The organism is Microbispora hainanensis (assembly GCF_036186745.1).
Classification (GTDB): Bacteria; Actinomycetota; Actinomycetes; order Streptosporangiales; family Streptosporangiaceae; genus Microbispora.
Genome location: NZ_CP108086.1, coordinates 2,258,152 through 2,281,466, shown reverse-complemented (window position 1 = coordinate 2,281,466; position 23,315 = coordinate 2,258,152). Strand labels below are relative to the sequence as shown.

24 protein-coding genes are annotated in these 23,315 nt (G+C 72.6%); 10 read left to right on the top strand and 14 right to left on the bottom strand.

Translation table 11 applies throughout. The features are described 5' to 3' along the window. Positions 1 to 74 precede the first annotated feature (74 nt). The 3 genes from crcB (OHB01_RS10485) to crcB (OHB01_RS10475) are packed head-to-tail and all read right to left on the bottom strand — an operon-like array spanning position 75 to position 1,323. Positions 75 to 446, bottom strand: coding sequence for a fluoride efflux transporter CrcB (gene crcB / locus OHB01_RS10485; protein ID WP_142649994.1), 372 nt, complete (start codon positions 444 to 446; stop codon positions 75 to 77). Then, positions 443 to 796, bottom strand: coding sequence for a DUF190 domain-containing protein (locus OHB01_RS10480; RefSeq protein WP_142649995.1), 354 nt, complete (start codon positions 794 to 796; stop codon positions 443 to 445). The genes crcB (OHB01_RS10485) and OHB01_RS10480 overlap by 4 nt, the downstream gene beginning before the upstream one ends. Then, on the bottom strand, positions 793 to 1,323 hold the full coding sequence (crcB, locus tag OHB01_RS10475; RefSeq protein WP_261985815.1) for a fluoride efflux transporter CrcB: 531 nt from the start codon (positions 1,321 to 1,323) through the stop codon (positions 793 to 795). Before crcB (OHB01_RS10475) ends, OHB01_RS10480 begins: the two co-directional genes overlap by 4 nt. Before the next feature lie 449 nt (positions 1,324 to 1,772). On the opposite strand from crcB (OHB01_RS10475), the gene OHB01_RS10470 reads away from it, so the two are divergent. Then, positions 1,773 to 2,057: a DUF1540 domain-containing protein gene (locus OHB01_RS10470; protein WP_142649996.1), complete on the top strand. Its 285-nt coding sequence runs from the start codon at positions 1,773 to 1,775 to the stop codon at positions 2,055 to 2,057. Here OHB01_RS10470 and OHB01_RS10465 read toward each other — a convergent pair. From OHB01_RS10465 to OHB01_RS10445, 5 genes are all read right to left on the bottom strand, one after another. After that, positions 2,038 to 3,873 carry an IucA/IucC family siderophore biosynthesis protein gene (locus OHB01_RS10465; protein WP_315985201.1) on the bottom strand — a complete coding sequence of 612 codons (1,836 nt, stop codon included), beginning with the start codon at positions 3,871 to 3,873 and terminating at the stop codon, positions 2,038 to 2,040. The genes OHB01_RS10470 and OHB01_RS10465 overlap by 20 nt on opposite strands. 20 nt (positions 3,874 to 3,893) lie before the next feature. Beyond that, positions 3,894 to 4,466, bottom strand: coding sequence for a GNAT family N-acetyltransferase (locus tag OHB01_RS10460; RefSeq protein ID WP_328855270.1), 573 nt, complete (start codon positions 4,464 to 4,466; stop codon positions 3,894 to 3,896). Further along, the gene (locus OHB01_RS10455) at positions 4,463 to 5,773 is read right to left on the bottom strand and encodes a lysine N(6)-hydroxylase/L-ornithine N(5)-oxygenase family protein (protein WP_328855269.1); all 1,311 of its coding nucleotides are present in this window, start codon (positions 5,771 to 5,773) and stop codon (positions 4,463 to 4,465) included. Before OHB01_RS10455 ends, OHB01_RS10460 begins: the two co-directional genes overlap by 4 nt. Next, positions 5,760 to 7,265, bottom strand: coding sequence for an aspartate aminotransferase family protein (locus OHB01_RS10450; protein WP_328855268.1), 1,506 nt, complete (start codon positions 7,263 to 7,265; stop codon positions 5,760 to 5,762). The genes OHB01_RS10455 and OHB01_RS10450 overlap by 14 nt, the downstream gene beginning before the upstream one ends. 82 nt (positions 7,266 to 7,347) lie before the next feature. Next, a complete protein-coding gene (locus OHB01_RS10445; protein WP_221889972.1) occupies positions 7,348 to 8,373 on the bottom strand; it encodes an ABC transporter substrate-binding protein in 1,026 nt (341 codons plus the stop codon). Between the two features lie 135 nt (positions 8,374 to 8,508). On the opposite strand from OHB01_RS10445, the gene OHB01_RS10440 reads away from it, so the two are divergent. The 6 genes from OHB01_RS10440 to OHB01_RS10415 are packed head-to-tail and all read left to right on the top strand — an operon-like array spanning position 8,509 to position 15,405. Further along, entirely contained in the window at positions 8,509 to 9,540 is a 1,032-nt protein-coding gene (locus tag OHB01_RS10440; protein WP_142650076.1) for a FecCD family ABC transporter permease, read from the top strand. Continuing rightward, entirely contained in the window at positions 9,537 to 10,577 is a 1,041-nt protein-coding gene (locus OHB01_RS10435; protein ID WP_328708741.1) for a FecCD family ABC transporter permease, read from the top strand. The genes OHB01_RS10440 and OHB01_RS10435 overlap by 4 nt, the downstream gene beginning before the upstream one ends. A gap of 35 nt (positions 10,578 to 10,612) precedes the next feature. Next, positions 10,613 to 11,422 (top strand): ABC transporter ATP-binding protein, encoded by an 810-nt coding sequence (locus OHB01_RS10430; RefSeq protein ID WP_142650078.1) that lies wholly within the window; start codon positions 10,613 to 10,615, stop codon positions 11,420 to 11,422. Then, on the top strand, positions 11,419 to 14,097 hold the full coding sequence (locus OHB01_RS10425; RefSeq protein ID WP_328855267.1) for a penicillin acylase family protein: 2,679 nt from the start codon (positions 11,419 to 11,421) through the stop codon (positions 14,095 to 14,097). Before OHB01_RS10430 ends, OHB01_RS10425 begins: the two co-directional genes overlap by 4 nt. After that, positions 14,087 to 14,671 (top strand): GNAT family N-acetyltransferase, encoded by a 585-nt coding sequence (locus OHB01_RS10420; protein ID WP_142650001.1) that lies wholly within the window; start codon positions 14,087 to 14,089, stop codon positions 14,669 to 14,671. Before OHB01_RS10425 ends, OHB01_RS10420 begins: the two co-directional genes overlap by 11 nt. Next, positions 14,668 to 15,405 carry a (2Fe-2S)-binding protein gene (locus tag OHB01_RS10415; protein WP_328855266.1) on the top strand — a complete coding sequence of 246 codons (738 nt, stop codon included), beginning with the start codon at positions 14,668 to 14,670 and terminating at the stop codon, positions 15,403 to 15,405. Before OHB01_RS10420 ends, OHB01_RS10415 begins: the two co-directional genes overlap by 4 nt. A 21-nt stretch (positions 15,406 to 15,426) precedes the next feature. On the opposite strand, the gene OHB01_RS10410 is transcribed toward OHB01_RS10415, so the two are convergent. From OHB01_RS10410 to OHB01_RS10385, 6 genes are all read right to left on the bottom strand, one after another. Further along, positions 15,427 to 16,506 carry an RNA polymerase sigma-70 factor gene (locus tag OHB01_RS10410; protein WP_328855265.1) on the bottom strand — a complete coding sequence of 360 codons (1,080 nt, stop codon included), beginning with the start codon at positions 16,504 to 16,506 and terminating at the stop codon, positions 15,427 to 15,429. Beyond that, positions 16,506 to 17,708, bottom strand: a complete 1,203-nt coding sequence (locus OHB01_RS10405) for an NAD(P)/FAD-dependent oxidoreductase (protein ID WP_328855264.1) — start codon at positions 17,706 to 17,708, stop codon at positions 16,506 to 16,508. Before OHB01_RS10405 ends, OHB01_RS10410 begins: the two co-directional genes overlap by 1 nt. Before the next feature lie 117 nt (positions 17,709 to 17,825). Further along, entirely contained in the window at positions 17,826 to 18,143 is a 318-nt protein-coding gene (locus OHB01_RS10400; protein ID WP_328855263.1) for a hypothetical protein, read from the bottom strand. A 182-nt stretch (positions 18,144 to 18,325) separates the two neighbouring features. Further along, positions 18,326 to 18,994 (bottom strand): response regulator, encoded by a 669-nt coding sequence (locus OHB01_RS10395; protein WP_142650005.1) that lies wholly within the window; start codon positions 18,992 to 18,994, stop codon positions 18,326 to 18,328. Continuing rightward, positions 18,991 to 21,576 carry a sensor histidine kinase gene (locus tag OHB01_RS10390; protein WP_147943615.1) on the bottom strand — a complete coding sequence of 862 codons (2,586 nt, stop codon included), beginning with the start codon at positions 21,574 to 21,576 and terminating at the stop codon, positions 18,991 to 18,993. The genes OHB01_RS10395 and OHB01_RS10390 overlap by 4 nt, the downstream gene beginning before the upstream one ends. A 47-nt stretch (positions 21,577 to 21,623) precedes the next feature. Next, positions 21,624 to 21,725, bottom strand: coding sequence for a potassium-transporting ATPase subunit C (locus tag OHB01_RS10385; protein WP_142650007.1), 102 nt, complete (start codon positions 21,723 to 21,725; stop codon positions 21,624 to 21,626). 259 nt (positions 21,726 to 21,984) lie between these two features. Here OHB01_RS10385 and OHB01_RS10380 point away from each other — a divergent pair, with 259 nt between their 5' ends. The 3 genes from OHB01_RS10380 (at position 21,985) to OHB01_RS10370 (ending at position 23,223) form a co-directional block, all read left to right on the top strand. Beyond that, positions 21,985 to 22,422, top strand: a complete 438-nt coding sequence (locus tag OHB01_RS10380; RefSeq protein WP_328855837.1) for a DUF3147 family protein — start codon at positions 21,985 to 21,987, stop codon at positions 22,420 to 22,422. A gap of 215 nt (positions 22,423 to 22,637) precedes the next feature. After that, the gene (locus OHB01_RS10375; protein WP_168066259.1) at positions 22,638 to 23,015 is read left to right on the top strand and encodes a DUF3147 family protein; all 378 of its coding nucleotides are present in this window, start codon (positions 22,638 to 22,640) and stop codon (positions 23,013 to 23,015) included. 28 nt (positions 23,016 to 23,043) lie between these two features. Continuing rightward, positions 23,044 to 23,223: a hypothetical protein gene (locus tag OHB01_RS10370; RefSeq protein ID WP_142650010.1), complete on the top strand. Its 180-nt coding sequence runs from the start codon at positions 23,044 to 23,046 to the stop codon at positions 23,221 to 23,223. Positions 23,224 to 23,315: the final 92 nt, after the last annotated feature.

Genomic DNA, 23,315 nt, shown 5'->3' with positions numbered 1-23,315 from the left:
GGGGGAGCAGCACGACCGGGCGGTCTTGGGGAAACAGCGCGGCCGGTCTCAGGGAAGCGCGCGGCCGGGTCGGGTCAGGCGAGGAGGGCGGCCAGCGCGAATCCGGCGGCCGCGGCGAGGACGCCGAAGACCAGGCTGCCGAGCGCGTTGAGCCCGGCCTCCAGCACCGAGCCCTCCTCCAGCAGCCGTACGGTCTCGAAGCCGAACGTGCTGAACGTCGTGAACGCACCGCAGAAGCCGGTGCCGAGCAGGGTGAGCATGGCGGTGGGCAGCCCGAGGTGGTCGTGGGCGCCGAACAGCAGCCCGAGCACGAACGCCCCGGACAGGTTGACCGACAGCGTGCCCCACGGGAACACGCTGTCGTGCAGGCGCTGCACCAGGCGGTCGAGGAGATAACGGGCGGGGGCGCCGACGATGCCGCCGAGGAAGACGAGCAGCAGGGTCACGACTCGGCCCGCCCCGCCTCACGCCCGACGTAGCGGTAGACCTCCACGGGATCGACGACCACCAGGCCCTCGGTCACCAGCTCGTCCAGTTCCGCCAGGAACGCAGTGATCTTCTCCGGGATGTCCACGATGACGACGGCGACGGGCAGGTCCTCGCTGAGCGACAGCAGGCGGCTCGTGTGGATGCGCGAGGACGCGCCGAAGCCCTCGATGCCCCGGAACACGCTCGCCCCCGCCAGGCCCATCGCCCTCGCCCGGTGCACGATCTCGGTGTACAGCGGCCGGTGCCGATACTGGTCGCTCTCGCCGATCAGGATCGTCAGCCGCTGCGCGGGCCCCTGCAGTCTCATTCGCCCTTCCTCCCGCCTCGCCGTACGGGGAGGCCCGCCAGGGTGCGGGCGAGGACGATGCCGCACCAGACCGCGACCAGTCCGGCGACCAGGCTCGCCGCGGCGTACGCACCGGCCACCACCCCCGCGCCGCGCGACACCCTGTCGACGATCTCCACGCTGAAGGTGGAGAACGTCGTGAACCCGCCGAGGACGCCGACCCCGAAGAACGGCCGGACGTAGCGGCTCGGCGGCCAGACGTCCAGGACGAAGACCATCAGGAGCCCGAGCGCGAAGCAGCCGGTGACGTTGATGAGGAACGTCCCCCAGGGAAACCCGGTGGGCGGCCCGGGGAAGGCCTGGCCGACCAGATATCTGGCCACGGCGCCGGCTCCGCCGCCGAGGGCGATCACCGCGAGGACATCCCAGGTCCGGCCGCGAGCCGGGGGCGCGGGCGTGCGGAACGGGTCCGGTGCATGCCGGAGGTCCACGTCGGGGTCGACCGGCAGATCCGCCTCTTCCCGATCGCCGCGTACGCGCCGGCTCACACCGTCCTCCTCACCACCCGGCCTGCCACCCGCCCCGCGTTCGTTCTGCGCCCGTTTCGCGGCCCGTTTCGCGGCCCGTTTCGCGGCCCGTTTGCGGCCGGGCCCGCCGCCCGGCCTGATCACGGGTCCGTACGACGGTCGCCAAGGGGAGCGGATCCCGCACGAGTGCGTCCCAGTTTAGGTGGCGGCCTGCACCGCCTTCCGGCCGCGGCGGCGACGACGTCCACGTGCTGCTGCAACGCATCTCCGCCCCGGGTGCCACGCGACGGCGGGGCCGCCGACCCGACCGCCCTGCAGCTCCTCGCCCTGGCCGAGGAGCTGCTGCACCAAACTGCTGTGTCCCCTGGCGTGGCTTGGCCGAGTCTGGGATCTCGGTGGAGATTGCCGACCTGGTCGAAGGCGGTATGAGCCAGGACGAAAGCCACGATCGTCAGAGGGAGCAGCCGCCCATGGAAATGCCCGTAGTCAACCGTTGCCAGGCCACCTCGTGCGCGTACAACCGCGACGGCACCTGCCACGCCACCGCCATCACGGTCGGGGACGTGTCCCACGCGCACTGCGACACGTTCTTCACCGCACCCACACCGGGGGGCGACCAGCAGACCGTGGGCCGGGTGGGCGCCTGCAAGATTTCCGACTGCCAGCACAACGTGTCGCTGGAGTGCCAGGCGCCCGGCATCGACATCGGCTACTCCCTGGACGAGGCCGACTGCCTCACGTACGCGCCCGCGTAACCGCTCCGCCCTCACGACGAACCGGAGCGAATCGGGCGATGGGGTTGACCAGCTCGCCGGCCATCTGCAGTGCCGCCGACGGGTCGGTCAGGTCCACCATCTGCCGGTTGTCGCGCAGTTGCAGGCGGTTGAGGCACGACAGGGCGAACGTCTCCGCGAACAGGTCGTAGCGCCGGAACCGCTCCGCGAGGTGAGGGACCGACCGCTGGTAGGCCGTCGCGCACTCGGCGACGGTCCGCCAGAAGGCGTCCTCGTCGAGCACGCCGTCCGTGGCGAGCACCGCGTTGAGGAACCGCAGGAAGCAGTCGAAGACGTCGGTGAAGATCGACAGCAGCCGGTGCTCCTCGGGCACCTCGGCGCGGATCCGCCGGGCCTCGGGCGGCAGCTCCGCGTGCGGGTCCATCACCACGATCTCCTCGGCGATGTCCTTGAAGATCACCCGTTCCACCGCGCCGCCGTTCAGGACCAGGATGACGTTCTCGCCGTGCGGCATGAACGCCAGGTCGTACGCGTAGAAGGCGTGCAGCAGCGGCACGAGGTAGGCGTCGAGGTAGCGCCGCAGCCACACCTCGGGGGCGAGGCCCGACTGCTCGATCAGCGCCGCCGCGAACGACCGGCCGTCCTGGTCCGTGTGGAGCAGGGAGGCCATGGTGGCCAGGCGCCTGCCCGGCTCCAGGCCCGCGACCGGGCTCTCCCGCCACAGCGCCGCCAGCATCTTGCGGTAGGGCGAGTGGCGGTCGGTGGCCGCCTCGAACCGGCGGTTGCGATAGCCGACGGCCGCCCGCTCGCGGATGATCGTCAGGCGGGTCGTGCGGAGGACCTCGTCGTCCGCGATCAGGTCGGCGAGCCAGTCGTTGATCGCCGGGGTGCCCTCCATGTACGCCGCCGACAGGCCGCGCACGAAGCCCATGTTCAGCACCGAAAGGGCGGTCTTGACGTAGTGCCGGGACGGCTCGCTCGCGTTGAAGAACGTGCGCACCGACTGCTGCGCGAGGTGCTCGTCGTCGCCGGGGCCCAGGCAGACCAGCCGCCGCTCGGCGACGTCCGCCGCGAACGTCACGGCGATCCGGTTCCACCACTGCCAGGGGTGCACCGGCACGAGCAGATAGTCGGCCATGTCGAGCCCCAGGCCGGCCAGCGTGCCCGCGAAGCGGGCCAGGACCTCCTCGCCCAGCTCGCCCCGCATGAGCCGTTCGTAGTCGATGTCGCGCGAGCAGGTGAACGTGGTGTGGTCGCGGTGGGCGGCCAGCCAGATCAGCCGTACGGGCGCGGCGGCCTCGGGGGCGTAGCGGTGGTGGTCGTCTATGCCATAACCGATCCGGCCGCTGTTGGCCACGAAGCACGGGTGGCCCTCGGTCATGGCGGCCTCGATGTCCTGGAAGCCCGCCTTCGCCAGCTCGGCCGCGCCGACCGGCGGGCGGCTCAGCTTGTACGCGAGGCTCGCCAGCGTGGAGGTGATCTCCTCCAGGTAGACGGGGAGGATCGCGTCGCTCAGCCCGAGCGGGCCGCGCATCTCGGTGACGAACTCCAGCGCGTCGAGCGGCAGTGGCTCGCCATCGGGCCCGTGGCGGGTGACCTCGCCGATGTGCCAGTGGTCGAGGGACAGGACCGCGGCGGTGAACCGATACTCCACCCCGCCCGGCCCGCGCACGGCGTACCGCCCGTCGCCGAGCGGCCGCGGGGTGAGCAGCCGCTCGTGGGCGAACTCGGCGAGCGCCTTGCGCACCAGCCGCCGGTTGGCCTTCTCCCAGGTGGCGGGGGTGAGATGCGCGACCGCGGCCATGGGGTCGTGTGCCGCCACGGGATTCGCCGTCATGGGGGCCGCCGCTGACGAGTTCACGCGTGCACCTCCCGGGCCGCCGCGCGGAACCTCTCCCGGGTGCAGACGCTCAGCAGGGCGTCCTTCTCCGGCTTGGCGATCGTTCCGACGACCTCGAAGCCGACGGCCGCGTTGAGCGCGTGCACCGCCGTGTTGCGTACGTCGGGCTCGACCACCACCCGCCGGGTCGCGGGATCGGCGAACAGCAGCTCCATGACCGTGGTGATCACGGCGAGGGTGAAGCCGTGGATCGGGGTCTCGGCGGGCGCGCACAGGAAGTGCATGCCGACGTCGCCCTCCTCGGCGTCGTAGAGGCCCGCCAGCTCGACCCGGGCGGGGTCGTAGCGCTCGGCCAGGAAGGCCGGGCGGCCGTTCACCAGCCCCAGGTACGCGTCGCGGTGCGGGTGCTCGACGATCTCGCGGTACTCCTTCTCCACGCGGGCGACGTCGGCGTCCTGCATCATCCAGAACACGGCCTTGGGATGGGTGACCCACAGGTGCACGGTCACCGCGTCGGCCTCCGGATCGAGGCGGCGTACGGCGAGCTCGCCGACCTGCCCGTCGGTGCGGCGGAACAGGACGTCACTCATGCGATCACGCCCTCGGGCGCGCCGAAATCCTGGAAGGCGATGGTCTTCTCGATGGGGTAGTGCTCCCGGCCGAGGATCTGGGCGATGATCCACGAGTTGCGGTAGGGGCCCATGCCGAGGTCGGGCGAGGTCACGCTGTGGGCGTGGGTGGCGCCGTTCTGCAGGAAGATCCCCCGGCCGGTGACGTCGATGCTGTAGTTCCTGGCCACGTCGAAGCGGCCGTGCCGGTCCCACCGGATCCGGTCGCGTACGGGGTCGAGGAAGGCGGGGGGCTCGTAGCGGTAGCCGGTGGCCAGCACGAGCCCCTGGGTGACGAGCGTGAAGTCGCGCTCCTGCTCCACGTGGCGCAGCCCGAGCGTGTATTCGCCCCGGCCCGCGTCGTACGCCGCCTCGCGCAGCTCGGTGCAGGTCAGCAGCCGGGTGGGGATCGGGCCGCCGGCGGTCTTGGCGTAGAGCAGATCGAAGATCTCGTCGATCAGCGCGGCGTCGATGCCCTTGTAGAGGCCCTTCTGCTCGCTTTCGAGGCGATAGCGGGTGTCCTCGGGCAGCGCGTGGAAGTAGTCCACGTACTCCGGCGAGGTCATCTCCAGGGTCAGCTTGGTGTATTCCAGCGGGAAGAACCGCGGCGACCTGGTCACCCAGGTGAGCCGGTAGCCGCGCGTGTCGACGTCGGCCAGCAGGTCGCGGTAGATCTCCGCGGCGCTCTGCCCGCTGCCGACGATCGCGATGCTCTCCTTCGCCTGCAGCGCGGCCTTGGCGTCGAGATAACCGGCGGTGTGGACGAGGTCGCCGCCGAGGCCGCGGCAGGCCTCCGGCACGTACGGCGGGGTGCCGGTGCCGAGCACGAGATGGGGGGCCCTGTGCTCGGTCTCACGGTGCTCGGTCTCCGCGCCGCCGTCGGTGACCGCGCGTACGACGTAGTGCCCGTCGGCCTCGTCGTACGTCACCGAGGTCACCCGGTGGCCGAAGCGGACACTGCGCAGCCGTGCGGCGGCCCATCGGCAGTAGGCGTCGTATTCGGCGCGGAGCGCGTAGAAGCTCTCGCGGATATAGAAGGGATAGAGCCTGCCGGTCTCCTTCAGGTAGTTGAGGAAGGAGTAGGGCGAGGTCGGGTCGGCCAGCGTGACGAGGTCGGCCATGAACGGCGTCTGCAGCGTCACGCCGTCGAGCATCATCCCGGGGTGCCAGGCGAAGCCGGGCCGCGCCTCCAGGAACACGCCGTCGAGCTCCGCGATGGGCTCGGCCAGGCAGGCCAGGCCCAGGTTGAACGGCCCCAGCCCGATGGCGACGAAGTCATGAGCAGACATGCGTCACCTCCTCGGTGAGCGGAGCCAGGTCGTCCACGTACCGCTGGGCGTGTCCGGCGAGGAGGTCGAGGACGTGCGCGACGTCGTCCAGCGTGGTCTCCGGGTTGAGCAGGGTGAGCTTCAGGTAGTGGCGGCCGTCGACCGTGGTGCCCGCGACGACGGCCTCGCCGGAGGCGGCCAGCGCCTCCCGGGCGTACAGGTTGGCGTCGTCGGCGAGCTTGCGGCCCAGGCCTCCGTGCCGCGGGCCGTCCGGCGGCAGGTAGCGGAAGACCAGCGTGCTCAGCGGCGACCGCGTGACGATCTCGAAGCGCGGGTCCGCCGCGATCAGGTCGTACGCCTCCGCCGCGCGGTCCACGACCTCGTCGAACAGCTCGCCGACCGCGTCCGGGCCCATGATCCGCAGCGTCAGCCAGAGCTTGAGCGCGTCGAAGCGGCGAGTGGTCTGCAGGCTCTTGTCCACCTGGTTGGGGATGCCGCGCTCGGCCATCCGCCGGGGATTGAGGTAGTCGGCGTGGTGGGCCGCGTGCCGCAGCATCGCGCCGTCGCGCACCAGCACGGCGCTGGAGCTGACCGGCTGGAAGAAGGACTTGTGGAAGTCGACGGTGACCGAGTCGGCCCGCTCGATGCCGTCGAGCAGGTGCCGCCGCCTGCGGGAGACCAGCAGCCCGCAGCCGTAGGCCGCGTCGACGTGCAGCCACACCCCGGCGGCCTCGCACAGCGCGGCGATCTCCGGCAGGGGGTCGATCGAGCCGAAGTCGGTGGTGCCCGCGGTGGCCACCACGGCCATGACCACCTGCCCGGCGCGGTGGCATCGGTCGAGCTCGCGGGCGAGCGCGGCCGGCCGCATCCGCCGTTCGCCGTCGGTCTCCACGGTGACGACGGCGTCGGGCCCGAGCCCGAGCAGGTCGGCCGCCTTGCGCACGCTGAAGTGCCCGGCCTCCGAGGTGATCACGCGCAGCCGCGCCGGTGGGGCCTCCGTACGGGCCTCCTCGCGGGCGAGCAGCAGGGCGTGGAGGTTCGACTGGGTGCCGCCGCTGGTGAAGACGCCGTCGGCGGCGGGTCCGAAGCCGATCCGGCCGGCCGTCCAATCGATCAGGCGGCGCTCGATGAGCGTGCCGCCCGCGCTCTGGTCCCAGGTGTCGAGTGAGGAGTTCACCGCGGACAACACGGCCTCTCCCAGCAGCGCGGGGATCACCACCGGGCAGTTGAGGTGGGCCAGATAGCGGGGGTGGTGGAAATAGACGGCGTCGCGCAGGTAGACCCGTTCGAGCTCGTCGAGGGCGGCGGCGTGGTCGTGCAGCGGCCGTTCGAGGTCGATCGCGGCGATCTCCGGCGCGAGCCGTTCCGGGGACACGCCGCTGAACGGCCGGTCGGCGCGGCGGATCCGGTCGGCCACCCGCGCGGTCGCCTCGGTCATCGCCCGCCGGTATCCCTCCACCGTGCGGTCGTTGAAGAGGTACGGCCGCACGGTCCCGGCATGGGGAGAGGTCATTGTCATCCTTACCGTGAAGAAGTTAGGGTAGGCGAACCTAACTTTTGGGAGTCGACACGTGTCCCCGGGTTCCGGAGTGGGGTCAGCCGAGCTTCTCGGCGTTCCTGATCGCCGTCGCCAGGCCCTCCAGGATCGGGGCGGCTCCGGCGTACGAGAAGCGCGGCACGGGGTCCCAGCCGATGATCTGGCCTGCCTTGACGGCGGGCAGCTTGGCCCAGGACGGCTTCGACGTCAGGTCCTTGGGCTGCAGCGCGGTGCTGCGGTTGTCGAGCAGGATCAGATCGGCGTCGTACTTGTCGGCGTTCTCCCAGCTCAGGTTCTCGTAGTAGCCGCCGTCACCGGGCTTGTCAGGCTTGACGATCTCGACCCCGAGCTGGGCGAAGTACATGAGGTCGGTGTTGACCTCGGGGTTGGAGACGTACAGCACGTCGGGGCTGCCGGAGGCGGCCAGCACCTTGATGCCGGGGTTGTCGGCGACCGCCTTGCGCACGCTCTCGGCGGCGGCCTCGAACCTGGCCTTGGCCTCGGTGACCTTCGGTGCGCCGAGGTCCGCGCCCAGCGACTCGGCGAGGGCGGCGTACCGCTCGATCGGCTCGGTCATCGGCACCCGGGCCACGCTGACGGCCACGGTCGGGGCCAGCTTGACGATCTTGTCCTTGCTCTCGTCGGGGACATACCACAGGGCACCGGGGTCGTACATGTGCGTGACGAGAAGGTCGGGACGCAGCGCGGCGTACTTCTCGATGTTGAACTCGCCCCAGACGTTGCCGAGGATCGTGACCTTGTTCACGTCGAGGTCGCCGGCCTGCGGCTCGGGCGAGCCGTCGGCGCGCTTGGTCTCGCCGAAGACACCGACGATCTTGTCCTGCAGCCCGTAGTCGACGAGCGCGGCGGCCGTCCCGGTGAACGCCACGATCCGCGACGGGACGGCCGCGGCCGTGACGGTCTCCTTCCTGTCGTCCACGAAAGACCACGATTTCGCGCTCTGACCTGCGGAGGAGGGTGCCGGATCGCTCGACCCGCAGGCGGCGAGCGCCAGGGTGAGTACGGCCGCTCCGCCCGCCGCGAAGAAGCCGCGACGGGGCATGGGGGAGTTCAGGTATCGCACGGTTCGTCTTTCTCTTGCGTTGACCCGGGGGTCTTTGGGGTTGATCGGTAGTTAGGTTACCCTTACCTAAGTTCTTGTCCAGAGGGGTGAGCGAAATCGCCCCCACGCCCCCCACCGGAGCCGGCCGTGGTCGTCATGGAGTCCTCGCAGATCAGCGGGCCTGCGGGGCCGCCGCGAAAACGCGCGGAAAACGGCCGGCGCGCCGCGGCACTGCTGGGCTCGGCGATCGCCCTGGCCGCCGTGCTCGTGCTCAGCCTCGGCCTCGGCGCCCGGCAGCTCTCCCCGGCCGAGGTGTGGCACGGGCTCGTCGACCCCGGCTCGGCCGCCTACACGGTCGTCCACCAGATGCGGCTGCCGCGCACCCTGCTCGGGCTGCTCGCCGGAGTCGCGCTGGGCGTCGCGGGCGGCGTCATGCAGGCGCTGACCCGCAACCCGCTCGCCGACCCCGGCCTGCTGGGGATCAACGCGGGCGCCTCCGCGGCGGTCGCCACGGCCGCCGGGATCTTCGGGGTGGGGACGTTCCAGGGCTACGTCTGGTTCGCGCTGGCCGGCGCGGCGGCCGTGTCCGTGCTGGTCTACGCCGTGGGCGGCGGGCGCGCGGCGACCCCGGCGCGGCTGGCGCTCGCCGGAGCCGCCGTCAACGCCGCGCTCTACTCGTACGTGAACGGGACGATGCTGCTCGACTCGGCCTCGCTGGAGACCATGCGCTTCTGGACGGTCGGCTCGCTGGCGAGCGCACAGGGCGAAACCTCGGCCATGATGGCGCCGTTCGTCGTGGCGGGCCTGCTGCCGGCGCTGGCCCTGGCCAGGCCGCTCAACGCGCTCGCGCTCGGCGACGACTCGGCACGCTCGCTCGGCGCGCACCCCGCACGGGTGCGTGCGGGCGCCATCGTGGCGGTGACGCTGCTGTGCGGGGCGGCGACGGCGGCCTGCGGGCCGATCGTCTTCGTCGGGCTCATGGTGCCGCACCTCGTGCGGGCGCTGACCGGCCCCGACCAGCGCTGGATGCTCCCCTGCTGCGCGCTGCTCGCGCCCGTGCTGCTGCTCGGCGCCGACGTGCTCGGGCGGCTGGTGGCCAGGCCGGGCGAGCTGCAGGCGGGCATCGTCACGGCGGTGCTCGGCGGCCCGCTGTTCCTGTATTTCGTGCGAAGGAAGGTCCGCGCATGACCGCCGTCGGGCCCATGCCCGTCCGCAGGGTCGCCGGCGGCATCCCCCTGCGGCCGAGGGCCGTCGCCGTCGGAGCCGGCTGCCTGCTGCTCGCGCTCGTCTTCGGCGTGCTCGCGGTGGGCGGCGGCGACTATCCGATGAGCCCCTCCGACGTCGTCCGCACCCTCCTCGGCGGCGGCGCACCGGCCGATGAGTTCATCGTGTGGGAGCTCCGGCTGCCCCGCGTGGTCACCGCGCTGCTCGTCGGCGCCGCCCTCGCGCTGGCCGGGGCGGTCTTCCAGTCGCTCGTACGCAACCCGCTGGGCAGCCCCGACCTGCTCGGGTTCACCCAGGGCTCGGCGGCGGGGGCGCTGCTCGTGGTCGTCACGGGCGGGAGCAGCGCGGCGCTCGCGGGCGGCGCGGTGCTCGGCGGCGTCGTCACCGGCGCGGTCATCTACGCGCTGGCCTGGCGCGGCGGACTGCACGGCCACCGCCTCGTGCTGGTGGGCATCGGCGCCACCGCGATCCTCACCGGCGTCAACGGCTATCTGCTGACCCGGGGACGGCTGATGGAGGCGGCGCGGGCCATGCTGTGGCTCACCGGCAGCCTCGACGGGCGCGGCTGGGAGGACGTCCTCCCGCTGCTCGCCGCGATGGCCGTGCTCGCGCCGGTGGTGCTGATCGGCTGCGCCCGCCCGCTGGCCATGACGGAGATGGGCGACGACCTGGCGCGTGGCCTCGGCGTACGCGTCCAGGGACTGCGGCTGACCCTGGTGGCGGCGGCCGTGCTGCTCACCTCGCTCGCGGCGGCGGCCGCCGGGCCCGTGTCGTTCGTCGCGCTCACCGCCCCCCACCTGGCGAGGCGGATGACCGGGGCGCCCGGGCCCAACCTGCTCGCCGCGACGTGCACCGGCGCGGCGCTGCTGACCGGCGCCGACCTGGCCGCGCAGCGGCTGTTCGCCGGCCACCAGCTTCCGGTCGGGGTGGTGACGGGGGTGCTCGGCGGCGGCTACCTCGTCTGGCTGCTCGCCGCCCAGCGGAAGGCGGGACGGATATGACCGGCACGATCGTGGACGGAAACGTGATGGCAGGCATGCAGGAGGACGGGCCGCGCCTGCGCGGCAGCGCGCTCACCCTCTCGTACGACAAGAGGGTCGTGGCCGAGGGTCTCGACGTCGTCATCCCCGACCGGTCGTTCACCGTGATCATCGGGCCCAACGCCTGTGGCAAGTCCACGCTGCTGCGGGCGCTGGCGCGCACGCTCCGGCCCGCCGCGGGCAGCGTGCTGCTGGACGGGCGGGACATCTCCGCCCTGCCCGCCAGGAAGGTCGCCAGGACCCTCGGCCTGCTGCCCCAGACGTCCGTCGCGCCGGACGGCATCACGGTCGCCGAACTCGTCGGCCGCGGGCGCTATCCCCACCAGCGGCTGCTGCGCCAGTGGTCGTCCGACGACGAGCGGGTGGTGCACGCGTCGATGGAGGCCACCGGGGTCGCCGACCTGGCCGGACGCCTGGTCGACGAACTGTCCGGCGGGCAGCGCCAGCGCGTGTGGATCGCGATGGCGCTGGCGCAGGAGACGCCGCTGCTGCTCCTGGACGAGCCGACGACCTATCTGGACATCGCCCACCAGATCGAGGTGCTCGACCTGTGCGCCCGGCTGCACGAGGAGCGCGGACGCACGCTCGTGGCGGTGCTCCACGACCTCAACCACGCCGCCCGCTACGCCACTCATCTGATCGCGATGCGCGACGGCCGGGTCGTGGCCGCCGGGACGCCGGGCGAGGTCATGACGGCCGACCTGGTGGAGGAGGTCTTCCGGCTGCCCTGCCGGGTGATCGACGACCCCGAGACCGGCACACCGCTGGTCGTCCCCGCCGCCCGCCGCCGTACGGCCACGCGATGACCACGCCGAACGGGCTCTATCGGGACGCCTGGGGCATTCCCCACCTGCGCGCGGGCGATCCGTACGAGCTGGCCTTCGCGCAGGGACGTGTCACGGCGATCGACCGGGCCTGGCAGATCGAGGTCGAGCGGCGCCGGGCGACCGGCACGTCGGCGGCGATCCTCGGTCCGGACGCCGTCGCATGGGACCGCTTCGCCCGGCAGGCCCGGCTGGCGGACACCGCCGAGCACTGCCTGCGCGCCCTGGACGCCCTGGACGACGACACGGCGCGCTGGGTGCGCGCCTACGTGGACGGCGTCAACGCGGGGCTTGCTGCGGGGGTACGCCGGGCTCCCGAGTTCACCGCGTCACGGGAGGGGACGGCCGCGGGAACGCGCCGGAATCCGGAGTCCGCGCGGGAGGAGACGGCCGCGGGAACGCGCCAGGCTCAGGAGTGCGCGCGGGAGGAGACGGCCGCGGGAACGCGCCAGGCTCAGGAGTGCGCGCGGGAGGAGATGCCCGCGGGAGCACGCCGGGCTCCGGAGTTCGCGGCGTCGCGGGAGGGGACGGCCGCGGGGCTCACGCCGGGCCGGTGGGAGCCGTGGACGCCGATGGCGATCTGGCTGTCGCACCACATCCTCTTCGCGCATTTTCCGGCCAAGCTGTGGCGCGCGGCGGTGGCCGAGCGGCTGGGTCCCGAGGCGGTCGCGGTGTTCGCGGCCGACGGGCCGGGCAGCGGCGGGAGCAACGGCTGGCTGGTCCCCGCCGATCGCACCACCACCGGCGCGGCTCTGATCGCGGGCGATCCTCATCGCTTCATCGAGGACCCCGGCTTCTATCAGCAGATTCGTCTGGCCTGTCCCGAGTTCGACGTGATCGGGCTGGCCGTGCCAGGCGTTCCGGGCATCGCCCATTTCGGGCACGCCGGCTCGGTCGCCTGGGCGATCACCAACGCCATGGCCGACTACCAGGACCTCTACCGCGAGCGGCTCCGGCGGCGGGACGGCGGCGTCGAGGCGCTGGGACCGGACGGCTGGCGTCCCTGCGCCGCCCACGTCGAGACCATCGAGGTGGCGGGGGAGGCCCCGGTCGAGGTCGAGGTCGTCGAGACCGAGCGCGGCCCGGTCGTCATGCACGCCGGGCCCGGGCCGGAAGTGGGCGAGGGGGGACCGGCGACCGCGGAAGGTCCGGATCACGCGCGTGGCTTTCCGCGTGGCTTTCCGGGCGGTGTGTGGGAGGCGGTGAGCCTGCGCTATCCGCCCCGGGTGCGCCATGACCTGGGGTTCGCGGCGCTGCCGTCGCTGCTGCGGGCGAAGACGGTGGCCGACGTGGACCGGGCGCTCGACCACTGGGCCGAGCCCGTCAACGTCGTGCTCGCCGCCGACACCTCCGGCGGCCTCCTGCACCGCGTCGCCGGGGTGGTGCCCGTCCGTCATCCGGACAACGGGCTGCGGGCCGTGCCCGCCTGGGAGCCCGGCCACGAGTGGAGCGGCGACTACGCGCCGCTGCCCCGCCGCGAGATCTCCGGCATCACCGTCATGGCCAACGAGCGGGGGATCGCCGCGCCGCTCGGCGTCGAGTTCGCACCGCGCCACCGCGCCGACCGGATCCGGCGGCTGCTCGACGGTTCGCCGCGCTGGTCGGCCGCGGACATGGCGTCCGTCCACACCGACACCCTGCTGCCGAGCGCCGGCCCTCTCCTCGACCTGCTGCGCGGGCAGGCCGGGCTGGACGGACTGGCCGGGCTGGACGGACTGGCCGGGCTGGACGGCCTGGGCGGGCTCAGTCCCGAGGCCGTACGCCTGCGGGACCGGCTGGCGGCCTGGGACCGGCGCATGGACGTCGCCAGCATCGACGCGGCGGCGTACGCGGAGGTCCGCGCCGAGGTGGTGCGCCGCCTGGCGGCCCACCCCGCCCTGGCATGCCTGGCCGGGGTGGACGCGGAGGCGCCCGAGGTCTTCCGGCCGTGGCTCGCGCTGACCCCCCGTGTCGCGTACGCGCTGGAGAGCCTGCTGACGACCGACGTGCTGCCCGGGCTGGACCGGGCGGCCCTTGCGGAGCTGGCCCGGGCGGCGCTGGAGGAGGTGGCGGCACGCGACGAGCTCGCCGGCGTCCGGTGGGGCGACCTGCACCGCCTCGCCCCCTGGCGCGCCCTGCAGTCTTCTGTGGACAACCCAGGCTCTGTGGACAACGCATGCGCGGGTTCTGTGGAAGGCGCGAGCCCGGTGGACACGGGCCGTGTGGACGACCCGGCTTCTGTGGACGACGCATGCGCGGGTTCTGTGGAAGGCGCGAGCCCGGTGGACACGAGCCGTGTGGACGACCCGGCTTCTGTGGACGACGCATGCGCGGGTTCTGTGGAAGGCGCGGGCTCTGTGGACACGGGCCGTGTGGAAAGCCAGGGCTCTGTGGACGACGCGGTGCCGGGGGAGGCGGGCGTGCCGGGGGACCACGACTGCGTGCTGTCCACGTCGAGCGTGCCGGGCGTCACCCATCACTTCGCCCGGGGCCCGGCGGCGCGCTACGTGTGGGACCTCGCGCGGCGCGACGGGAGCCTGTGGATCGTGCCGTTCGGCGCGAGCGGCGTGCCCGGCGACCCCCATTGGCGTGACCAGCACCCGCTGTGGCTGCGCGGTGAACTCGCACCGGTGATCACCGACTGGGACCTACTCATCGAGGAGCGGCATGACGACTGAGGCGCACACCACGGCCCCCGCACGGCGTGCGGCCGTGTGGGAACAGACGGTCGAGGGGTTCGGCACCTTCCGCATCGTGCCGGTGGACCCGCCGGCCGACGCCGATCTCATCCACTCCTGGGTCACCGAGGAGCGGGCCCGGTTCTGGGGCATGCTCGACGCGAGCCGCGAGCGGGTGCTGGAGATCTACGACTATCTGGATGGCCTCGCCACCCATCACGCCTATCTCGTGTGCCGCGACGACCGGCCGGTGGCGCTCTTCCAGACATACGAGCCGGAGGCCGACCCGGTCGGGGAGTGCTACGACGTCCAGCCGGGCGACTTCGGCGTCCACCTGCTCGTCGGGCCGGCGACGGGGAAGGGCGAGCGCGGCTTCACCCCCGCCCTGCTGTCCGTGCTCCTGGCGTACGTGTTCGCCGACCCGCGCCACACCCGGATCGTCGCCGAGCCGGACACCCGCAACGACAAGGTGATCGACCGGATGCTGCGGACCGGCTTCACGCTCGGGCCCGAGATCGACCTGCCGGACAAGCGGGCCCGGCTGCTCTTCCTCGCCAGAGACCACCACCGATGACCACCACTGAGACCAAGGAGTGCGGAGTGCTGCTCGACACCCTTTCCAGCCATCTGGAAGGCCTCGCGGCGGAGCGCGGCGGCGTGCTGGGGGTGCTGCCCGGGCTGGTCGCCGACGACTCCCCCGGCTGGACCCCTGCCGCCGCCCTGGTGCGAGAGCCGTACGAGGGACTGCTCGCGCTGGTGGACGAGACGGCCGCACGCTGGAGCGCGCCGCGTCACGTGGCGGCGGCGCTGCTGTGGAAGACCTACGGCTACTGGCACACGATGCCGATGGCCCTGGGCTGGGGTCTCGGCCGCCGGGTGCCGCTGATGCGCCTGGAGGACACGCTGGTCAGGCCGTCCGCCGCGGGGGTGACGGTGGCGGCGTCGCGGGTGACCGTGGCCGTGCTCCCCGGCGACCCGCTGGCCGGAGCCGAGGGCACCGTCGTCGTGCCCGACCTCGCGGCGGCCATCAGGGAGGCGCTCCTGGAGAGCCAGTATCCGTTCGTCAGGGCGCTCGGCACCCTGACCAAGGTGGGCGAGCGCACCCTGTGGGGCTCGACCGCGGAGGCGTTCGCCCACCCGCTGCTCACGATCGGTCCGTACGCCGAGGCGGCCCGCCTGCTGGACGAGATCGGGCCGCCGGTGGCCGGACTGCTAACGCCCGACGGCGACGGATATCGCCGCCGCACGTGCTGCCTGTGGGTCACGCTGCCGGACGCCGAGGTCTGCTCCACCTGCTGCGTGTCCTGAGCGGCCACCCTCACGCGGGGCTCACCGCGTCCCGAGATTGCGGGGAGTGCCATCCGCGACCGCCTGGAGCTTGTCCGGGTTGGCCACGTTGTGGATGGTGGTGATCCGGCCGTCGGTGTCGAAATCGAAGGTGACGGTGGCGATCACGCGACCCGGGGCGCCGAAGACGATGCCGGGACCGCCGTTGATCTCGACGAGCTCGGCGTTCATGTCTGCGGGCTCGACGCCCTGGTAGCTGACCGTGCCGATGGAGGCGAACCAGGCGGCCACCGTCGCCGCGCCGATGACCGGGCGCAGGGCCTGGCGTACCTTGCCGCCGCCGTCCGTCCACAGGGTGACGTCCGGGGACAGCAGCTCCATCAAAGCATTCATGTCACCGCCGGTCGCGGCGGCGAAGAACCGCTCGGTGACCTGACGCTGCCGCGACCGGTCCGCCGCGAAGCGCGGCCGCCGGGCCGCCACGTGCTCGCGGGCGCGGTGCGCGGCCTGCCGTACGGCGGCCTCGGAACGCTCGACCGCCTCCGCGATCTCGGCGTGGCTGAAGTCGAAGACCTCCTTGAGCACGAACACCGCGCGCTCAAGCGGGCTCAGCGTCTCAAGCACCACGAGCATCGCCATCGACACCGAATCGGCGTCGGCGATGGTCTCGGCGGTGTCTGCGCTGGTCAGGATGGGCTCCGGCAGCCACGGCCCCACGTAGGCCTCACGCTTGCGCTGCGTGGAGCGCAAGCGCTCCAGCGCCACGTTCGACACGATCCGCGTCAGGTACGCCTTCGGGTCGGCCACCTGCGAACGGTCGGCCGCCGACCAGTTGAGCCAGGCGTCCTGGACCGCGTCCTCGGCGTCGGCCGCGGAGCCGAGGATGCGGTAGGCCACCGAGAACAGCAGGTTGCGATGCTGCACGAACACCTGCTGGTCGAGGTCGCCAGGCTGCGTGATGCCGGGACGCCGGGTCATACCGGGAGGCAGGCCCATGCCGGAGAGCTCGGCCACGCCGGGAGGCCCGGTCATGCCAGGAGTCTCGCTCACGCCGGGAGGCTGGGGCATGTCGGGAGGCCCGGTCATGCCGGAGGGCTCGGCCACGCCGGGGAGCTCGGTCATCACGCCTCCCGCACGCGGGTGAAGCGGCCACCGCGGGGCCAGAACGCGCCCGAGGCGGGCATCTTCTTCATGCGGCCCCACGTGGGCCATGGTGCTGCGGTCACCGTCTCCTTGTATCGCATGGCGACGCGGCCCGTCAGATACAGCCGCCGGGGGCTGTCGTCGGGGTGGGTGAACTGCACGACCGCGTCGTTCCGGCCCAGGCTGACCGGCGTGTGGTAATAGCCGAAGCGGAACGGCTTGGGCCGCTTGCCCTTCAGCGTCCGGAGGATCGACAGCGCGGCGTGCACACCGGTCGGCATGCCGCCCTGGCAGGTGCCGTGCATGACGCCGTAGCCCTGACGGATCGCCGCCGCGTCACCCACGGCGTACACCTCGGGGTGGGACACCGACCGCAGCGCGGCGTCGGTGACGACCCGGCCGTGGTCGTCGACGGTCAGCCCGGCGGCGGACGCCAGCGGCGACACCCGCGTGCCGCTCGTCCACAGGACGGCGTCGGCCGGCACGCTCTCCCCGCCGGCCAGCTTGACCATGCCGGGCAGCACCTTCACCACCTCGACTCCGCTGCGCACCTGCACCTTCAGGCGGTCGAGCGCGGCCCGCACATAAGCCCTGGCCTTCGGGTTCATGGCCGCACCGGGTTCGCCGCGGCCCAGCAGCACGACGCGCAGCTCCGGGTGCCGCTCGGCGATCTCCGCGGCCGACTCGACACCGGTCAGCCCGCTGCCGACGACCACCACCGTGCCGCTGCCGAGCCCCGACAGCCGGTCGGCCAGCACCTCGGCGTCCTGGGCGGTGTTCAGGGTGTAGGCGTGGTCCTCGACTCCCGGGACCGCCGCCGTGTCGGCCACGCCGCCCAGCGCGTACACGAGCGTGTCGTAGGGCAGGACGCGTTCGTCGTCGATCCGCACGGTCTTCGCGTTCACGTCCACCGCCGTCACCCACCCGCGCTCGAAGTGCGCGGCCGTGCCCTCCAGCAGCTCGGGGATGCTCAGCTCGGCGAGCCGCTGCCCGCTCGCCGTCATGTGCAGCCGCAGCCGCTCGGTGAACCGCTCCTGCGCGTTCACCAGGGTCACCCGAACGTTGCCGCCCGGCTTGACCCTCGTCCCGAGCTGGATCGCCGCGGACAGGCCCGCGTATCCCGCCCCGAGGATCACCACTCGGTGGGTGGTCGCCGCCCCGGCTTCGTGCTGTGCGCTCATCGTTCCGTCTCCTCGTCCGAACCGTTGACGACCAGCAGATGGAAGCGGCCCGCCCATACGTGACACGCACCTGATGTGATCCGCACCACACACCCCCTTGGAGCGCGCAGGCCGGGTCTACTCGGGCTGGGGCGTGGCGGACTCCTTCCTGCGTACGGCGGCGGCGCGGGCGGCGAGGAGCACGGACAAGGCCTCGCAGTCGTCGGGGGTGAGCGGTGCGAAGGGCAGCAGGTAGAGCCTCCCTCCCGGGCCGTCGATGAGCTCGACCGGCAGGGCACGTGCCGACGCCTCGGCCGGCGCGGCAACGGGCGGCGCGGCAACGGGCGGCGCGGCAACGGGCGGCGCGGCAACGGTGGCCGGGACGGGCGGGGGCGGCGCAGTGATGGTCCGCGCGGCGACGGGCGGCGCGGACGTGGGCAGCGCGGTGGTGGTCATGATGAGAGTGATTCTTCCGGACCCGACCGACAGTTCCGCGCCCTCGACCCCGTCCCTCGACGCACTTTCCCAACGCCCGTTTCGAGCCGTCCGCAGGACGCCGTCCCGAGGCGTCCTGCCGCTAAGCGCCGTCCCACGACGCGTGCCGGAGCGCTCGAAGGATGGCAGCGGAAGTGCGGCCGTCAGGAGGTGAAGCGGTAGCCCATGCCGGGCTCGGTGATCAGGTGGACGGGGTGGGCGGGATCCTTCTCCAGCTTGCGCCGGAGCTGAGCCATGTACTGCCGCAGGTAATGCGTCTCCTTGACGTACTGCGTGCCCCACACCTCGCGCAGCAGCTGCCGCTGGCTGATCAGCTTGCCGGGATTGCGCACGAGCAGTTCGAGGATGTGCCATTCGGTCGGGGTCAGCCGTACGTCGCCGGAAACGGTCTTCTCGGCGAGGTCGATCACGTGCTCCCCGATGCTCACACGGGCGGGCTCGCTCTCCCGGGAGCCGGTGCGCCGGGTCACCGCGCGTACGCGGGCCAGCAGCTCGTCCACCCCGAAGGGCTTGGTGACGTAGTCGTCCGCCCCGGCGTCCAGCGCGTCGATCTTGTCCTGGTTGCCGCTGCGTCCCGACAGCACGATGATCGGCACGCTGCTCCAGCCGCGTACGCCGTGGATGACGTCGACTCCGTCCATGTCGGGCAGCCCGAGGTCCAGCACGATCAGGTCGGGACGCCGGTCCGCGGCCTCGCGCAACGCGGAGCCGCCGTCCGCCGCGACGGCGACCTCATACCCGCGCGCCGCCAGGTTGATCCGCAGCGCGCGGAGGATCTGCGGCTCGTCGTCGACGACGAGGATCCGGCTCATGACGCCGCACCCCCCAGATCCGCGGGGCTCTCACGCAGGTCGTGGAGGTGTACGGCGACGGGCAGGGTCAGGATCATGGTGAGCCCTCCCCCGGGTGTCTCGTCGGGTGACAACCGGCCTCCCATCGCCTCGGTCAGTCCGCGCGCCAGGGCCAGGCCCAGCCCGACGCCGCTGTGGTTGTCCCGGTCGCCCAGCCGCTGGAAGGGCAGGAAGATCCGGTCGTAGGCGTCGCGCGGCACACCGGGCCCGCGGTCGATTATCCGGATCTCGGCCCGGTCTCCGTATCTGCTGGCGGTGACGAGCACGTTCTCTCCTGCGGGGGTGTAGCGGACGGCGTTGCCGACGAGGTTGGCGAGCACCCGCTCCAGCAGCGCCGGATCGGCGACGACCTCGGGGAGGTCGTGCGGGATGTCGATCTTCACCTCGGCGGCGAGCGGCCCGAGGTCGTCCACCGCCCGGGGCACGACCTCCTCGACGGCGACCGGCTGGGCGGCCACGCCGAGCACCCCGGCCTGCAGGCGGCTCATGTCGAGCAGGTTGGCCACCAGGCGGTCGAGTCTGGCCAGCGACTCGTCCGCGGCCTCCAGCAGCTCGGCGCGGTCCTCCGGGGACCACTCGACGTCGGTGGCGCGCAGACTCTCCACGGATGCCTTCGCCGCGGCCAGCGGGGTGCGCAGGTCGTGGCTGACCGCCGCGAGCAGCGCGGTGCGCATCCGGTCGGCCTCCGCGAGCGGCCTGGCCTGCCCGGCCTCCTCCTCCAGCCGTTCCTGCCGCAGGGCGACGGCCATCTGCGCGGCGAACGCCTCGATGACGCGGCGCTCGGAGGCGTCGAGCAGCCGACCGCGCGCGGCGAGCACGAGGTCGCCGTCGATGTCCACGTCGGTGCCCGCGGCGTCCGGGCAGGTGCACGGCTCTCCCCCCGAGGTGGCGACGATCCGCCACGAGGCGGGGTCGGACCGGTCGTCCGGCCCCTGTCCCGCCTCGGGCCGCCGTTCCAGCAGGGTGACCGAGACCAGGCCGAACGTCTCCCGCGTACGCGCGAGCAGGGACGGCACGGCTCCCTCGCCGCGCAGCACGTGCCCGGCCAGCGCGGACAGGATCTCGGCGTCCGCCCCTGCGCGGGCCGCCTCCCGCGTACGGCGGGCCGCCACGTCCACGATCATGCTGACCGCCGCCGCGACGACGACGAAGACGGCCAGGGCGAAGAGGTTCTCCGGGTCGGCGATCGTCAGCGTGTGCGTCGGCGGGGTGAAGAAGAAGTTGATCAGCAGTGATCCGGCGACCGCCGCCGTGATCGCCGGCCACATGCCGCCGATCAGTGCCACGCCCACGACGGTGGTCAGGAACAGCAGGATGAAGCTCGGCAGCGACAGTGTGTCCCGGAAGGGCAGCAGGACGGCGGTGAGCAGCGGCAGGCCGGTGAGCGCGACGGCCCACCCCGTCAGCCTGCGCCGCCGGGTGAGGGCCGCCCGCGACCGCTGCGGGCCCTCCCGTCCCTTCTTGACCTGCTCGTGCGTGATCATGTGGACGTCGATCGAGCCCGACCTGGCGGTCGTCTCGACGCCCACCCCTCGGCCGAAGATCTGCGCGATCCGGCCGCGCCGGGAGGCGCCGAGCACGAGCTGGGTGGCGTTGACGCCGCGGGCGAAGTCGAGCAGCGCGCGGGGGATGTCGTCGCCGACGACCTGGTGATAGGTGCCGCCCATGCTCTCCACGAGGGCGCGCTGGCGCGCCAGCAGCGCCGGGTCGCCCCCGGAGGCGAGCCCGTCCGCCCGGGTGACGTGAACGGCGAGCAGGTCGGCGCCCTTGGTGCGGGCGGCGATGCGGGCCGCGCGCCGGACGAGGGTGTCGCCCTCCGGTCCCCCGGTCAGCGCGACGACGACCCGCTCGCGCGCCTCCCACGTGTCGGCGATGCCGTGCTCGGCCCGGTAGCGGTCGAGCTGCTCGTCCACCTCGTCGGCGAGCCACAGCAGGGCCAGCTCGCGCAGCGCGGTGAGGTTGCCGACGCGGAAATAGTTGGCGAGCGCGGCGTCCACCTTCTCCGGCAGATACACGTTGCCGTGCGCGAGCCGCCGCCGCAGCGCCTCAGGAGCCATGTCGACCAGCTCGACCTGGTCGGCCCGCCGTACGACCTCGTCGGGCACGGTCTCGCGCTGCGGAATGCCGGTGATGTGCTGGACGACGTCGTTGACCGACTCCAGGTGCTGGATGTTGACCGTGGAGATCACGTCGATCCCGGCGTCGAGCAGGTCGTCGATGTCCTGCCAGCGCTTGGCGTTGCGCGAGCCCGGCGCGTTGGTGTGCGCCAACTCGTCGACCAGGGCGACGCTCGGGCGCCGGGCGATCACCGCGTCGACGTCCAGCTCGGTGAAGGCCGCACCCCGGTACGTCACGGTCCTGCGGGGGACGATCTCCAGCCCCTCCAGCAGCTCCGCGGTGCGAGCGCGGCCGTGGGTCTCCACCAGGCCGACCACGACGTCCGTGCCGCGTTCGCCGCGGCGGTGGCCCTCGCACAGCATGGCGTACGTCTTCCCGACCCCGGGTGCCGCGCCGAGGTAGATCCGCAGCCGCCCGCGTGGCATGGCCGATCACCTCTCCCTGTCGAGGGCCGGATTGAGTTCGAGCACGGTCACGCCGGGCTCCCCAGGAAGCCCGGCGCGCGGCCGGTCGTGTGCGCGGCCGCGATCAGCGCCCGCACCCCGCGTACGTCCCGCCCCCGTTCCCTGGTCACTCTAGGAGCCTGCAGCTCGGCGTACGGGACCGGTGGACCGTTGACGGTCTCAGCACAAGCAAAGTCCCGAATCGGTGGCAGTTGGACGCTCTTGACGGCTTTCATACGGGTTCGCACCGAGTATTGACGCGCTCTGTACGCGGTCCACGCCGGGGGTTTCGGGCACACTCGCGCCGGAAATCAACGCGGTTCAACCGGCGAGCGGCGCCCCCCGATCCATCTGTGTCGGCTCCGGGGGAGGGGGCGCGGGGTGAGCGAGATGACCGGCCAGATCGTGGAGGTCGTCGTGAAGGCGCTGGCCGGGGGCGTCTTCGTGCTGGCCTTCGCGGCGCTGGCCGAGATGCTGACGCCGAAACGGCTCGCCGGGGTGTTCTGCGCCGCCCCTTCGGTGGCCCTGGCCAGCCTCATCGTCACCGCCGCCATCACCGGTGTGCCCGACGTCCTCGCCTCGGCTCAGGGCATGCAGATCGGCGCGGTCGGGTTCACCCTCTATTGCTTGATCGCCGCTCCTCTGCTGCGCAGGTGGGGCGCCTGGCGGGGGGCGCTGGCCGCGCTCGCCGTCTGGGGCGTCGTCGTGGCCGCCGGGTACGCCCTGGCGCCGCAGGGCCTGCTCGGCGTCCGGACGACGGCGGTCCCCGGTCCACGCCCCCAACCGACGGCACTGGACCTCGCCCCGCCACCGGCGCACCCGTCATGAGCGCCCGCCGAGACGACGGCCCGGCACCCGGCGACCGGCGGTCTTCGGATGACGAGCGGCCCTCCGATGACGGCGCGGACGGCCGGATGGCCGATGACGGCCCGGTTGCCGGCGACGGGCGACCTTACGAAGGCCGGCGACCTGCTGAAGACGAGCGACCTTGTGAAGACGAGCGACCTGCTGAAGACGAGCGGCCTCCTGAGAACGAGCAAGAGGTGCGGCTGCGGCTCAGCGAGCTGCGGCGGCCGCCCAAGCGGGACTGGGCGGTCCGGTTCGCGTTCGGCGTGGGAGTGTCGGCGCTCGCCGGGGTGGTGTCCGTGCTGGCCGGCCCGCGCGCGGGCGGGCTCTTCCTCGCGTTCCCGGCGATCCTGCTGGCGAGCGTCACCCTCGTCGCCAAGGAGGAGGGCGTGCGCCAGGCCGTACAGGACGTGGGGGGTGCGACCTTCGGCGCCATCGGCCTGATCGGCTTCGCCGTCGTCGTCGCGCTCACCGTGACCGCCTGGCCGCTGTGGCTGTCCCTCACGACCGCCACCCTGAGCTGGGCGGCCCTCTCCCTGGCCCTGTACGCCACCGTGACCCGGCTCCGCCGCTGAGCCCGAACGACGCGGGCATGAGCCGAATGTGCGAAAAAACGGTGCGCGACCCCGAGGCGCGCACCTCATCGGGGTCACGTTCAGCCGGTATGTCCTGGCCGGCGGCCCCATCGCGGCCATGTCGGCCGACGAGCCGACCCGCTGCCTCACGATGACGCTCGACGGCACCCTGTTCCGCTCCGCGGGGACGGCACCCGCGTCGTCCTGATGCGGCCCGCTGCCCCCAGCACCTGCCACGAGAAGGATATGATCCGTCCACTCTTGCGGACTTTGCGAGAAAAGGGCTGATTTGTCGCACCC